Annotated in this window: 14 protein-coding genes and 3 pseudogenes; 6 read left to right on the top strand and 11 right to left on the bottom strand. The window is 42.0% G+C overall.

Annotated features, from left to right (window positions below; translation table 11 throughout):
• Positions 1–59 precede the first annotated feature (59 nt).
• Together QFZ77_RS31135 and QFZ77_RS31140 are read left to right on the top strand one after the other, a co-directional pair.
• Positions 60–185, top strand: a pseudogene (locus QFZ77_RS31135) (oxidoreductase); the annotation flags it as partial.
• A gap of 199 nt (positions 186–384) precedes the next feature.
• Positions 385–732: pseudogene (locus tag QFZ77_RS31140) on the top strand (AAA family ATPase); the annotation flags it as partial.
• 599 nt (positions 733–1,331) lie between these two features.
• On the opposite strand, the gene QFZ77_RS31145 reads toward QFZ77_RS31140, so the two are convergent.
• From QFZ77_RS31145 to QFZ77_RS31175, 7 genes are all read right to left on the bottom strand, one after another.
• Complete coding sequence (locus QFZ77_RS31145) at positions 1,332–2,234, bottom strand: hypothetical protein (protein ID WP_307445853.1); 903 nt, start codon at positions 2,232–2,234, stop codon at positions 1,332–1,334.
• Positions 2,235–2,521: 287 nt separating this feature from the next.
• Entirely contained in the window at positions 2,522–3,055 is a 534-nt protein-coding gene (locus QFZ77_RS31150) for a DUF1572 family protein (RefSeq protein ID WP_307445855.1), read from the bottom strand.
• Positions 3,056–3,163: 108 nt separating this feature from the next.
• A complete protein-coding gene (locus QFZ77_RS31155) occupies positions 3,164–3,700 on the bottom strand; it encodes a GNAT family N-acetyltransferase (protein ID WP_307445857.1) in 537 nt (178 codons plus the stop codon).
• A 427-nt stretch (positions 3,701–4,127) separates the two neighbouring features.
• The gene (locus QFZ77_RS31160) at positions 4,128–5,150 is read right to left on the bottom strand and encodes an aldo/keto reductase (RefSeq protein WP_307445858.1); all 1,023 of its coding nucleotides are present in this window, start codon (positions 5,148–5,150) and stop codon (positions 4,128–4,130) included.
• Positions 5,151–5,471: 321 nt separating this feature from the next.
• Positions 5,472–5,864, bottom strand: coding sequence for a hypothetical protein (locus QFZ77_RS31165; protein WP_307445860.1), 393 nt, complete (start codon positions 5,862–5,864; stop codon positions 5,472–5,474).
• Between the two features lie 53 nt (positions 5,865–5,917).
• Positions 5,918–6,427, bottom strand: a complete 510-nt coding sequence (locus QFZ77_RS31170) for a GNAT family N-acetyltransferase (RefSeq protein ID WP_307445863.1) — start codon at positions 6,425–6,427, stop codon at positions 5,918–5,920.
• 339 nt (positions 6,428–6,766) lie between these two features.
• A complete protein-coding gene (locus QFZ77_RS31175; RefSeq protein ID WP_307445865.1) occupies positions 6,767–7,171 on the bottom strand; it encodes a hypothetical protein in 405 nt (134 codons plus the stop codon).
• 444 nt (positions 7,172–7,615) lie between these two features.
• On the opposite strand from QFZ77_RS31175, the gene QFZ77_RS31180 reads away from it, so the two are divergent.
• The 3 genes and pseudogenes from QFZ77_RS31180 (at position 7,616) to QFZ77_RS31190 (ending at position 8,809) form a co-directional block, all read left to right on the top strand.
• Complete coding sequence (locus QFZ77_RS31180) at positions 7,616–8,023, top strand: VOC family protein (protein WP_307445867.1); 408 nt, start codon at positions 7,616–7,618, stop codon at positions 8,021–8,023.
• 50 nt (positions 8,024–8,073) lie between these two features.
• A pseudogene (locus QFZ77_RS31185) lies at positions 8,074–8,282 on the top strand (SDR family NAD(P)-dependent oxidoreductase); the annotation flags it as partial.
• Between the two features lie 377 nt (positions 8,283–8,659).
• Positions 8,660–8,809 carry a hypothetical protein gene (locus tag QFZ77_RS31190; RefSeq protein ID WP_307445869.1) on the top strand — a complete coding sequence of 50 codons (150 nt, stop codon included), beginning with the start codon at positions 8,660–8,662 and terminating at the stop codon, positions 8,807–8,809.
• A 12-nt stretch (positions 8,810–8,821) separates the two neighbouring features.
• Here the strand turns inward: QFZ77_RS31190 and QFZ77_RS31195 are convergent, their stop codons facing one another.
• From QFZ77_RS31195 to QFZ77_RS31205, 3 genes are all read right to left on the bottom strand, one after another.
• Entirely contained in the window at positions 8,822–9,292 is a 471-nt protein-coding gene (locus QFZ77_RS31195) for a DinB family protein (protein WP_307445871.1), read from the bottom strand.
• A gap of 169 nt (positions 9,293–9,461) precedes the next feature.
• A complete protein-coding gene (locus QFZ77_RS31200) occupies positions 9,462–9,803 on the bottom strand; it encodes a hypothetical protein (RefSeq protein ID WP_307445873.1) in 342 nt (113 codons plus the stop codon).
• Positions 9,804–9,846: 43 nt separating this feature from the next.
• On the bottom strand, positions 9,847–10,017 hold the full coding sequence (locus QFZ77_RS31205) for a hypothetical protein (protein WP_307445875.1): 171 nt from the start codon (positions 10,015–10,017) through the stop codon (positions 9,847–9,849).
• 612 nt (positions 10,018–10,629) lie between these two features.
• Here QFZ77_RS31205 and QFZ77_RS31210 point away from each other — a divergent pair.
• On the top strand, positions 10,630–11,523 hold the full coding sequence (locus tag QFZ77_RS31210; protein ID WP_307445876.1) for an SMP-30/gluconolactonase/LRE family protein: 894 nt from the start codon (positions 10,630–10,632) through the stop codon (positions 11,521–11,523).
• A gap of 652 nt (positions 11,524–12,175) precedes the next feature.
• On the opposite strand, the gene QFZ77_RS31215 is transcribed toward QFZ77_RS31210, so the two are convergent.
• Positions 12,176–13,339 carry a serine hydrolase domain-containing protein gene (locus tag QFZ77_RS31215; RefSeq protein ID WP_307445877.1) on the bottom strand — a complete coding sequence of 388 codons (1,164 nt, stop codon included), beginning with the start codon at positions 13,337–13,339 and terminating at the stop codon, positions 12,176–12,178.
• Between the last annotated feature and the right edge of the window lie 645 nt (positions 13,340–13,984).

Genomic DNA, 13,984 nt, shown 5'->3' on the forward strand with positions numbered 1-13,984 from the left:
GGCTTTGTTGAGAAGATAATAGTAAATATTCAAATTAAATAATAAGGGTGAGAAGCAAAATGATACGGTTTGGAATAGTTGGAACCAATTGGATTACGGATCGGTTTTTAAAAGGAGCTCTTAAAGTAGAGGGATTTTCATTAAATGCTGTTTATTCACGAAGTGAAGAAAAGGCAGATAATTTTCGCTATGCTCAAGCTAAATCAAAGCTTAATCGGGATAATTTCTAACAATTACAGGTCACGGAATGGCTTTCCGTACCCTAGTAGGCGAGATTGGGGACATTCCTCATGCAGCGCAAAGAACAAGAAGCCCCTGCTGTGTCCTACCGTGCTGTACGGAAGGAGACAGGTCATGTTTGAGACATTCTATGGGCTCCATCATTCCCCATGTCCGATGACGCTTATCTTGGTGGGGCAAAGTGAACTTTGGGATCGGTTAGGACTTCAAGCTTACGCTGCGATCAGGCAACGAATCGACTTGCAATGCAAGCTTCCGCATTATGACCTGGCACAGGTTGGGGATTATATAAAGCGTCATTTGACGTATGCTGGGGCTGAGAATGAGATCTTCTCGGATGGAGCGATTGAGGATATTTATCGGTTTTCTAGCGGTTCAGCTAGGCTCGTCAATAAAGTTTGTACACACAGTTTAATCTACGGTGCTCAGAATGGGCATCGCATCATCGATGATCACATGGTCAAACGCGTCATCCAAGGAGAATGTTCATGATTCCCCCTTTTTTTTAACAATCGACTGGACAGCTTGTCCGTCAGGGTTAGGACAACATACGCCGTCAATTGGCGGACAGTATGCTTTAGCAGTAACAATATTATGAAACGAGTAATCTATAATCTTATTATTTGTTATTGCTAGATGAATTGCATGTGGGTGCCATTTGAAGGATGGACATGTTACCACGCCCCGTTTCATTATGAAAATTATCCTCCTCATTTTACCATATGCTTCATTTAGCGTTAATCATAATCCCTTTAATGACCGTTAACGCGGAGAAGGCTAACGGATCCAATCTGCCGGTAGCCTTAATCTGATGTTATTGAACTTTCGTTCTCCGTCCCTCGGTTTTAAGGGTTTATCTCACGTATGCTCACTCCATGACTCGTTGATGATCCAACATGCCAAACGACAACAATACCGGTATTCAACTATTAACCTCCATGTTCCCTAATTTACGATGTACAATTTTCTTGTTTCGAATTGATGTTCATAAAACCGTTATTACTACTAATAAGGAGCATTGCAAACCATTTAACAGGAACCTCCAATAATATTTTTAAACTAAACTGCCCCTTCGTTGCCTACTATTGAAATTAAGATGCTGACAACTTCGAAATAATTTGATTTACATCTTCATCCTCGAGGTCATACCAATTCTCTCCATTGTTATATTTAATCTGTGCTTTCCCTTTATACAAGTTCAATTGGATTTCTTCGCCGTAATAATAAAATGTCATATTCAGCTCGGCAGCTAAAGTATTCTTTGGTTTTACACTTTCGCGTTTATTCGAATTAAAAAAAGCAAGAGCGACTGATCGTACTCGTCCAGCAATAAAAACATAGAATGTATCTTTTTCTCCAACCTTTATTAGACCGCTGTTTACCATTTTTGCAATTACTGGCTCATTTGACATATATGAAGGTCGATTCATAAACGCCTTTCCGAGCTGATAAGCATTATTATCGACTTCAAAATATATGCCAGGGTAAAGATCTTCAAATGTTACAACACCTTGTTGCACGATATTGACTTTTACTGTTCCATGGGGAGTTGTCAGTAAATACTGAATTGGTTCGATATCAGCTTGAGGTCCACTGCCGAGCAAAGCTTCTTTTTTTATAATAAACAAATTAGAAATGCTATTGAGAAGGACAGGTTCAGTAATTTTTATAGTTCCTTTTGAGTCATTTAATTCGATTTTTATATAATCCTGAGCAGTAGTAAAAACAGCCAATCTAGGATATATAACCGGAATAGGTTGTTCCGCAGATTGCTTAGACTCATTAGAGCTTTGTAATTCTTTGTATTTTACTTCTATCTCCTGGATTTGCGACTGTAATTGGTTGACTTGATCATGTAAAATCTTGTTTTCACTTTCAATGGCAACGTAAGAATTCTTATTGCTATCCGTCACGGCAGGTTTATTTCCTTCCATACAGCCAGTAAGAATCATTACAATTGCCATTATTAATGAAATATATAATGTATTTTTCACGCACTCTTCCCCCCATATATGACTATTCTACATACCATTCAGCGTAATAGATGCCGATTACCTTATTGCTTGGTGAACATAAAATAAACGTTTTCAAAACTCATCACTCCCAAATTTAATTCTAATGAGTTAGACGAAGCGCACTTGTAATAAGTTTCCATTTATAATTTTATTTCACGAAGATTATTTCATTAAACTGCCCATTCGCGAAATAGGCTGCCGCAATTAATTTCTACGGCAGCCTGTATTATTATTATGCTATAGTTTTCCGATAGTTGAATGAATGATCAATGATACTGTCCTGTTATGTGTTCATTCGAATCTTTCAGTAATTTGGAGAGTAGCACAATTTGCCCTGCATGATATCCGTAGTGTGCCGAAACCTGAACAAGAAGCCGACTGATTAATCTCACTTCATAGGTTTCATCTTCTGAAGCATTAACCCGAAGCATTCTGTTCCAATCCTCCAAGTCATAGCGGATTATGACTTCCCTTTTTAAATCCTCCTCAGACAATGCTGATAATATACTTGCCGATTCGGACCGTGTCTTCGAAAGAAGAATAATCAATTCATCCTTCGATATGCCGCCTTCAGAATTAAATTCTCGAGTACGTTCCCGAATGAAAGGTTTGTTTCCGATTGCACTTATGAGGTTTTGATATTCGTTTCCCGCTAAATGTAAGCAAAGATTACCTATGCTGTTCATGGAATCCTTCATTTTTTTCCAAATCAAATCATCATCAAGTTGGTTTATGCTCTTTATAATCCGATCGAGTTGCTTTTCCATGTCTTCGAGTACGTTTCTTGTCAGTTCTAGCATGATTATCCCCTCTTCATATTTTTTTATTTTTTACTTAAGTAAGCAAAATAAGAACCGCTGTTAAAGCGACTCTTTCACAAACGTTATCCTTTAGTTTAATAAAGCGTATTAAATTAACTCTTTTTTTTCAAACCATTCATTTTCTAAAATACTCATTTCCCACAGACTCCAGAATTCGTTCTCAATCTTTCTTGCTTCTCGAAGTAATCCTTCTTTTACAAACCCAGCCTTCTCGTAACATGCAATTGCAGAAAGGTTGAAACTAAACACACCAAGACTAACTCTGTGTAATTTTAATTCTTCGAAAGCAATATTTAAAACCTTTTCTATCATCAATTGTCCTATGCCTTGTCCTCTCTTGCTTTTTTCTCCAATCAAAACTTTTCCTATCCTTGCCGATTTATTTATCCGATCAATTTGTAAAGATATATGTCCAATAACCTCATCATTTTCTTCATGCATCACCCTATATATTAGGGTCTGACTAGCATAAGTATTAGCACTTTTAATGTAATTTTCCAATTGTTGTTCATCTAAAGGAAAGCAAAAAGTTTGACCTCCCCATTGAAGTAAAAACTTCGGTGAATCAATCCAATCAATAAGCTTTTTAAAGTCGGTACGTTCGAAATGTACAAGTTTTATCACTAAAATCTTTCCTCCCCATGCGATAATACGATGTATTGCAAGGTTTTCGAACAAGTTATTGAAAATAAATAGATGTTCCCCCGCTTGATATTTATTATACAAGTTAGAGAATAGAACAGATGCAAGATAGCAGAACAGATTACTGGGGCTAAGCTTCCCAAAGCACTTCCTGTGGAAGATTTTTTGAACGAAAGCTTCCGGCAATCTGTGAGCTACGTTGTTCATACATAAATAACAATAGGATCTCCCAACGCTTTTCATAGACGACTTCAACTATGCTGCCCTTTAGTTGAATAAAAACGAGCAGGCTGCGGCAGCACCTGCTCGTTGATGTTTTGTTTAAAAATCGTTCGCCGTTAGCGCAATTCCTTATTTTACGTTTCTCCGAATAGGAAGTTTAAAATAATACTTTGCGGATCCACCCCAATTAATACCCCAGAACTTCCGCGATTTGCGAATCATTCGTCATGGCAGTAAACCAATTTGGATACAAGGAAACTGGTCGCGTTATTTCATCCAGTCTCGTAACATCTTCGGTGCTCAACTGAAGCTCTACCGCGCGCAGATTATCTTCCAATTGGGCTAGTTTACTGGAGCCGACCAATACGCTACTAATGTGGGGCTGGGCCAGAAGCCAAGCCAGCGAAACTTGTGCCGGTGTCGCTCCATATACTCCAGCTATTACGCGAACAGTGTCCAAAATCTTGAAGCCCCATTCTTTGTCATGCGGCAGAAAGTCAAAACCGCTTAAGCGGTTTTGATCGTCATTCAAGTTCTCTTTGGTATATTTTCCGCTCAAGAAGCCGCCAGCGAGCGGACTCCAGACAGTTAATCCGATTTTGTTTCGGACCGCGAATGGAACCGTCTCATGTTCAATGTCACGGCCAACTAAGGAATAATATAACTGACCGTTAATAAAGGTCGCCCATCGGCGCTCACGCTGCATCGATACGGCTTGCGCCGCCTGCCAGGCCGGCCAATTCGAGTACCCGATATAGCGAATTTTCCCTTGCCGTACCAGATCGTTTAGCGCTTCCAATGTTTCCTCGAGCGGTGTGTATGGGTCTGTTTTGTGTACGATATAGAGATCTATGTAATCAGTGTTTAAGCGACGTAGACTAGCTTCGCAAGCTTCGAACAGATGCTTACGGGATAAGCCTGCTTGTACGAGCCCCGGACCGACGCGAAAGCCGCCTTTCGTAGCGATGACGGTTTCCTTGCGCCGGGAACCGAGCAGCCGTCCAAGCATCTCTTCACTTTGCCCGTCCGCATAACCGTCAGCGGTATCAAAGAAATTGATGCCCGCGTCTAAAGCGCGGTCAACAAGCTGCTGCGCGCCGCTTTGGTCCACCTTGTAGACACTGGGATTGTTCCCTGATCCGAAAGTCATCGCCCCGAATGCCAGCCTAGAAACAATCAATCCTGATTGACCCAATATTGCGTATTTCATCCTCTCTCCTCCTCGATCCCCCTAAATTGGAATACAAATCCAGTATATCAATAATGTAAACTGATAGTATGAGACTTAAGTCGATGAGTCGAAAGACACTGTCCATCGACTTATATTGTGCCTTCGATGGAGCCTCTCATTTTATTGATCTATCCTGCCCGGAATAGGCTGCCGTCACCGGAAGCCTTGGTACTAAAATATTATTGAGCTATCGTTGTCCGTTAGCTGAATGAAACGACTGTATTCGTAGAACGATGACCATGACCCAAGGGTTAATAATAGTGTTAGCATAGTTGCACTCGACATTGAGAATCTATATTATTATCCTTCAACTAATTGATAAAATCTAATGTCTCCTCTTTCTGTTTCAGCTATTAGTATGTCATTTCGCTCTTTGACACGAAAGATCTTTGTTCCGACTGCCAGTTTATTTGCTGTTCCGTTTTTAAAAGCTTTACCATTATTACTTTGGTGAGTAATTTCAGTTACTTGTATGTCTTTGGTTAATTTCAACTCGTCTACCCAAGGAATTCCTGCATTATAAATGGTGTCTTTACACATAAAAACATTAGCATTCGGATCCATTCTTAAAACTTCTTGTGCAGTTGGATTTCCAATTGTTTTAGTCTGTTCTGAAGTAATTAATATTTCATCTTTCGTGCACCCTGTTGTAATGAAACACATTAACAAAAGAATAAACACAACTATTCTCACGCACTTCCCTCCTTCAATTAAAATGATGGGGTAATATTCTATACATAAGGACGCTAGACGTTAATTGCAAATAAACGGACTTCTTCATCTGTATCCGCATATCTTATCATGCTTTCAAAATGCAACCCCAGTTTTTCTAATAGTTTGGCCGAAGCATGATTATCTTCAGAGGTAATAGCCACAATGCGTTTTAGTACTAAAACGCATTGTGCATAACTCATCACTGCGGAAGCAGCCTCAAAGGCGTATCCTTTCCCCCAGAACCTAGGAAGCAAAGCAAATCCAATATCTACATCTTCTAAGAAATCTCTTTTTACCAATCCGCAGATGCCGATCGGAATGCCTCCTTCCTTCAACTCCGTCAAATAAAATCCGAAACCCAAACGGGCATACATGTCTAGAGCTCCTTTTAAAATATAGTCCCGCGCATCATCGATGGTTCTCACGCCTCTATCGCCTATGTACTGGATCCAAGAAGGATCATTCAATAGCTCAAGGATAAAAGCGGCATCCTCTATTTTTTGGTGACGAAGAATTAGCCGTTCTGTTTCTAGTACTATCATGATAGATGCCCCCAAACGCTTAAAATAGTCTATGTATATAATTATAACAAAAAAAATCCGCCCAATCCCACAAGAGCGCTCTTTCTTTGCTTGCTGTTAATCTTCTCTTTACAGGTGCTGCTTGACGGCAGGCTCTTATTAAGCAAATCTGCCCGTTCGTTGAGAAAAGGCAGCCGATCATCGGCTGGCTGCCTTCATGCTTTACAGATTGAACTATCGTTTTTTCCGTTAGCGTAATGAGTTACCCTATTAACCGGGTTTTTACCACTTTATGGTCTGACAGTTGGCTAACTGTAGTACGAATATGATGTTATCTGATGTGCTATGAAAATGAACCATTCACTCATTAACAAACGCTCTATATCTAACTAGTACCATATCATCTTCCTCATCAAACCTATAAATAACCCAGTATCTTTCGTAATCCGTTTGCATTTCAGCAATCCTGTTATTGTAACAAATTCGAATATCTTCATTCAGTCTGTCAGTTTCGAGGTTATATCTGTCTAATATCTCTATTAAAATTCTAATGAGAACCTCGTCTTTAGCATTTAATATATCAATACTAAAAAGGGCATGGTCTGGAGTCATCATACATGAAAAACCACTTTGTTCGTTTTTGCTTATTACCCCAAATTCTATTTCCGGGTCTAAATTTGTATCAATCTTATATTCTTTAAAATTGCTAATAATATTCATCAGGCTTTCTATGGTTGGAACTGTTACTCTTTGTTCGTTAAGCATAGTAATCTCCTTTGATTTGACCTACATTTATTTTATTGTGTATTCAATGACCTGCTGTAGAATCCTGCCAGTTAGTTGTCGGGTGACAAGAAGATAGTCCGATTAATATCCGCCTAATTGGCGGTTTTTTTGTTTTATCGGATTATTTTCTTGTCATTTCTCAATGTCAAGAATATGATCCGATTGCCGAACCAGGCCAAGAATATCGTCCGATTGCCGACAAAGGGACATAATAAATATATGCTGGGTCAATCCGAGGAACGGGCAGAGTAGTTGAATCAAGAAAGTTTATAAAAAATGACATACACCAACTTAATTTTTTTGGTAAAATATACATGAAAGCAAGCCTCTCCTCGTCCTTCGGGCTGCGGAGCAGATGCTCATCCTGAACAATTACGGAAATTCTTCGAAAAGATTCTAAAAACTATATGAGGAGAGTGGATCTTGCTCACATCGCTTGAACACATGCAAATTCCTGTGCGTCATATGGACCAGGCCATCTCATGGTACACCGAACAGTTGGGGTTTCAATTGAGCAGCCGCGATGGCGACCGCATCGCTTTCCTCACCTTGCCGGATGGGCCGCTCCTGATGTTATGGCAAACCTTTGAGGATTCGACGTATGCACACTTTACAGTGAATGGGACAGATTTTCCGGTGTTGTTATACCGGACGATCCGGATTCAAGAGCTCTATGAACGCTTGACAAAACTCGATACCCCGATCCAACTGTATCAGGATGAAGGATTCGCCTGGGTGCTCAAATTTTATGATCCAGAGGGGAATTTATGGGGTGTCCTTCAATTTAACCCGTCTTCTGACAAGGACGACAATAACAAGAGTGCAACATAATATCCACGAGGCTGCCGCAGGAAACAATCGGCAGCCTCGTTAAAGCTATGACGGTCATCGGCAAGGATGTCGCGTCACACGGTGTACCGGAGGAGATTTTAGCGGAGCTAAAGGAAGGGGATCGTCGATGACTATCTTGTCAATAATGCCGGCTTCGGTTTGTACGGGACATTTTAATGTGGCTTCATTGGTGGCTTTTTTTCCGGGACCTATGATGTCGGTTTACTACGCGACGAAGCCGTATGTGCTGTCGTTCACTGTAGAACGACAAGAACATATATACTTTTGGATCCGCGCTCTGCGCGGCTTTTTTGTTTTATGGATATATGTTCTTGTCTTTTACCGAGGACAAGAACATATATCCATTGCCGATTCTAGACAAGAACAAATATCCTTAGCCGCTGAAGGTACCCCAAACTGCGGTAGCTTTGCTCGTACCTTTTTTACAGGCGAATTTGTGGACCGGCTAGCTGAACAGTCGCTCAACTGGCTGCTTGATCGGGGTGCTCGTCTTGCAGGCGGTCCCCGGTGGGGTTACGGCCACATACCATTTTGACGGCGATCTCGTCTCGTATGTGACCGATAGCGGGCACGGTTTACTGGTCTGCTTATGACCACGAGGGAACGCCAATCTTCATGAACTATTTAGTTCAGAAAACGGCAGCCATTAATGATACGCTGCCGTTTCTTCGTGTTTATTCAGCTATCGTTCCCGTTAGCCATCCATGCCGCACAAGCGCGGCACCACAGAGAATGAAAGTTCATCCGTTCTTTCATGGTAGTTGAAGAACAGATCCGTTATTTGAGGAGTCCTCTTCCAATTAAATTCGCCGAAACAGGTTCTCTCCCAATTTCCCTTGCCCATACAGATAATTGACCGATGTGATGAATTTCGTGGGCGATAACATGGCGTAGAGCCTCGCCATACTGAAATGTCTGTTCTTTACCTGTCAGCTTAACTGTCACCGTCCTGCGTTCCTGCGTATCGGTCCAGTTTGTAACGAAGTCACGGACTACAGGATGAAGTTTTCTGGATAGTGAGACCACGTTGTCGAGGCTCACTTGTCGTTCCCACCTATCCTCAATATCAGGGTGTCCTGTTAAATCACAAATCCAACTATATTCGACCACAATAACGTGAAACAGTGTCTGTAGAATTCCACCAACCCCACCGACCCGCGGTTTGAGCAATTCTTCTACTGAGATGGTTTCACACCAAGAGAACCATTCATCACGAACCTGCCAATTGTATTGAAACAGCGACTTCATTGAACGCCTCACTCTCCCTTGACGGGTTACTTCGTCACTGACCTGCAATTTCCTCTTTCGCAAATACCCCTTTAGCTTAATAAAACCAAGGAGCAGCTGTTCAGCAACATAACTGCTCCTTGGTTTTTTTCAACTATACTTCTGCGTTAGTTGAACTATCACTCTCATTCTAATCGATACTGTAAAAAGCCCTTAATCCGAGCCAGGCCTCGTACCAAAATGTTTTATGTTTTTGTGGCACCGTCACTTCAATTGCTTCGCCATTTTTAATGACATAGACCTTCTTGTTCTCAATCTGGAGCTTATCTCCAAACCCAAAGACAATCTCAAAACAATACTTTTCAAAACTTTCTTCTCGTGTAACCGACCATTCAGACTTTTCGATTGAAGATCTTTTTTTGATATCTACGTCCTCCTTGTGAGCCTCAGTTTTATAACATAACATAACAGCTCGATAGGTGATATTATGGCATATTCGCTTCTCCCACGATTTCTTTTGTAAGGGGGTCAATTAGGATGTTTCCTTCTACTCCGTTAAGTAGGTATCCAACCTTTCAATAATGAGTTAATTTGAACCAAACTATTTCAGTACCAGTTACAACGTAATTACTTTCTTCACCATGAAACACAACAGAAATAACTTCTTTTTTTGCAGAAGAATAACCCAAACAAGCTATTATAACAATGAGAATGAATATAATTGATAATTTTATTTTCTTTCTCATAAAGACCCCTTTTTTTAATGAACTTGGCAATATGATAATTTAAGAATGTAATTTCAGCCAATCAATGACTATTACCATTGTTATGTAAATGTTTATTTTACTCCGATAGTTGAGCCCAAACTACAAGGTTTACTAAAGTAAACTACCCGTCCCTCGGAGCGAAGGTAGTACCACTAGGCAGCTTTATATATTTAGCTCTCGTTATCCATTAGTTCAATAAACAATCCAACCTTTTCTTATGCTCTTGTTTTTATGAAATACAATTTCGGATAATAAAAGCGATATTGCCGATTGGGTAAGTTTTTAAAAATGACAATGTGTACAGATTTGCAACGTTCAAAATAATCATAACTGTCAAATTGATGGTAATGTACACTTTTGATTTACTCATGTTAGCGAAGATAGTTGATATGATAGCAGTGAGACAAGCTATTGTACCGTTCCAATACAAACTCTCTTTTTTAATCAATTGAATGAGAATTCGACTCTCGCCAAAGCCTCCCGAAAAATTTAGTTTAAAATTGACGACGAACATGTTTCCTGCATATCCTAAGAAAAAACTCATCCTGGGTCTTAAAGGAGAAATACATTTGGATATTGCAGGTAAAAGAAATGAAAGCTAATATTGCATCTAACGTATTTTATGATTTGTTTCCTCAGATCACCTGTCTCGAACAGGCGGCCACCGGATTTATTTTTACCGAGGGTCCAGCTTGGGATAAAACGGACGGCTCGCTTGTATTCAGCGATATTAAGGCAAACACGATTTATCGCTTGAAGGAGCAGGACCATCTCTCCGTAGTGCGGCGTCCAAGTGGAATGTCGAACGGACTGGCGTTTGACGCCGAACAGCGGCTCATTGCTTGCGAACATGCTGGTCGAAGGCTCTCTTTATATTCCCTGTATGATCCGATTGGACCGATCGTTACGCTGGCTGACCGCTATGAGGGAAAACGCTTGAACAGTCCGAACGATGTGATTGTAGCTTCGGACCGCTCCATTTACTTCACAGACCCCAATTACGGTTTAGTGAATGAATTGCAAGCACCGAAAGCGCAAGAGCAGTTGTTTCAGGGAGTCTACAGGTTATCTCCGTCAGGCAAACTGACACTACTGATCAATGACTTTGCTGGTCCTAACGGTTTAGCGTTATCGCCTGATGAACGAAAGCTGTATGTCAGCGACACGGAACGTCAGCATATCAGAGTGTTCGATCTTGATGAGCAAGGCCGATTGGTGTACGGCAGACTGTTCGCCAAGCTGGACGTGAGCAAGGGAGAGGGCGTCGCCGATGGCTTGAAGGTGGACGCAGAGGGGCACGTGTACTGCGCAGGACTGGGAGGAGTATGGGTGTTTGAACCAGACGGAAGCGTTATCGGATTGTTGAAGATTCCTGAATTAACTACCAATTTAACGTGGGGAGGAGTATTAGGACGGACCATGTATATTACCGCCACTTCCTCCGTATACAAGATACCCGTTGGGGTGACTAAAGCAGGATTTTGATCCGAAGCGAATAAGGAGAAGCTAGTACCCTTTCGAACCTGACGAATCCTACTACGGAAAAACGATACGCGTATCTCCTTTTGTTGGAGATACTATCACCTTATAAGGACAAGTTGGACTCCAAGTAAGCCCATTATATACGGTGCATGTTTATGAGAATTCATTATTAGACCTTTGTCAATGTGGGGAATTCCTCCCAAGTTCTACCCATAGTTCTTTAATGTCTCTAGGTAAAATCCCGAAATTCAACACGAATATGAGAAACAGAATCAAAAAAGCTATTAGTCCAACAATAATGCCCATAATAACTCCCATACATATACCCGTCCATAGTTCCCTATTAATTGGTATTCCCCAATTAACATTGAAAGTATCCTGCCAGTTAGTTTAGTCGCCGGGGCGGCCATCACTTTACAATCCCGCCTAACAAAGATTCTTCATCTAGAATAATTATCACTCCCACCCTACTAAAAAAGCGTTCACTCAGTAGAGTGAACGCCTAATTACTTCAAACTTTATTGTTCTTCAACACCTGTTATTTATCAGTGTCTCAATAAAGGAAGGGATTATCTAATTCGATGCTTCTCAGTTTTTGAATCATTTGCTGTGATTATGGCGCCAATGTATTCTCTCGCCACCGTTAACCCCGAACTTAGTCCAATGCCCCGTAAATGGCAGCCCGCAACCGGGGATGAATGAAGGGCTCAAGGCTCGGCAGTAGCTGCTGCATGTACACGACGGACAGTTCTTCCTTCGGATCGATCAACAAGTACGACCCGGCTAGACCGGCCCAGCCAAATTCACCGATCGAGCCGTTGATGCCGCCGGCTGCAGGATCGATCATGACACGGACCCCCAAACCATAGCCATAACCACTCATATGCGGCCAGTTGAAATCCTTGAGCTGCTGCGGACTTAAATGATTGGTTGCCATCAATTGAACCGTCTTGGGGCTAAGAATCCGCACTCCGTCCAGCTCCCCGCCCTTCGCAAGCAACTGCGCAAACCTGCTGTAATCGCCGATCGTCGAAAGCAGGCCGCCTCCGCCGCTTTCATGACGGCTTCCCGGTTGATAGCGGGTGTCCATCCTGGTATTAGGAGTAAGCGTGCCGTCTTCTGCACGATCGTACATGGTGCATAGACGATCCAGCTTGTCCTTCTGTATCCGAAATGAGGTGTCGGTCATCCCCAACGGATCCAAAATTTCCTTCTGCAGAAACTCTCCGAATGTTTGTCCGGACAGCACTTCGATCAATGCAGCCAAAACATCGTGGCTTGTACCATACTTCCAGTGCGTGCCGGGATCAAAAGCCAGCGGAACGGACGCCAACGCATTGGACAAAGCCTGCATGTCCACGGTCGCTGCAGCGTTCTCCATGAATGTACGGGTTTGCCGTTCGGTTTCCGTGCTGTCCCCACCGTATGTAAGCCCGGAGGACATCGTGAAAAGATCCTTGATCCGGATCGGACCCGCCGCAGGAGATAATGACTTGGCGCCATATTCGTTATATCGGTACACCTGCGGATTTTTGAACTCCGTCAGGTATTCCTCCAACGGATCGTTAAGCAGACAAAGTCCTTTCTCATAAAGCATGAGCGCCGCTGCGCAGGTAATCACCTTAGTCATCGAATAGATCCGGTAGATAGTATCCGGAGTGATCTCCTTCTTCTTCTCCAAATCCGCATAACCCAGGGTTTCCTGATAAACAACTTCTCCCCTCCGCACAACGGTACAGGCACAGCCGGCAGGTCCCTTTTCCATGACGCTCTTAAGCAGCGGAGTCAACCGTTCATTCATTCGATTACTTCGGTTCATTTTCCTATCCCCTCCCAGAAAACGTTTTCAACTATAATTATAACATAATCTTCCATAAGGATTAGAGCAATTCCTTTTTTCTCTCGGTATTGGGCGGGAGTCATCCCCATGAGCTTACTGAATGTACGAATAATTCCGGTTGAAGTTACAACATCATTCCGATTTAGAAGCGATCGCTTGTGTAATAATCTGATGCTACCATTAGACGTGATCGTTTGCGCCGATAATGATATGTTGACTGAATCTGCCCGGTAGCTGAGAAGGCCGCCGATCGTTTGAAGTCGGCAGCCTTCTCTTGATGTTATTTAACTAATGGTAACAATAGGTAAGCATTTGATGTCATCTCCAGCTTTTCCCCTGCTCCACACCGGACGTGCCAGTTTCCCGGCATCCGGCGTTCCCTCTAACTGAATTTACTAAATCATAAGTTCCTCGTTACTCAAGGATATTGACGTTTTGTCATCCTAGTAGCTTGCACTGTGGCATCCATTGATGTTCCCACGTTCCTACCTGATCGGTGCAATTCACGCTTGGAAAACAATTTTTCTTTTCAGTTAGACTTGGGGCTGTTCCTCCACTCCCATTACAGGAGATTCACCAGTCGCGCCCCTGCCCTCACAAGGATTAATGTATTTCGGCATGTGC

Origin of the sequence: Paenibacillus sp. V4I3, assembly GCF_030817215.1 — a bacterium.
GTDB lineage: Bacteria > Bacillota > Bacilli > Paenibacillales > NBRC-103111 > Paenibacillus_E.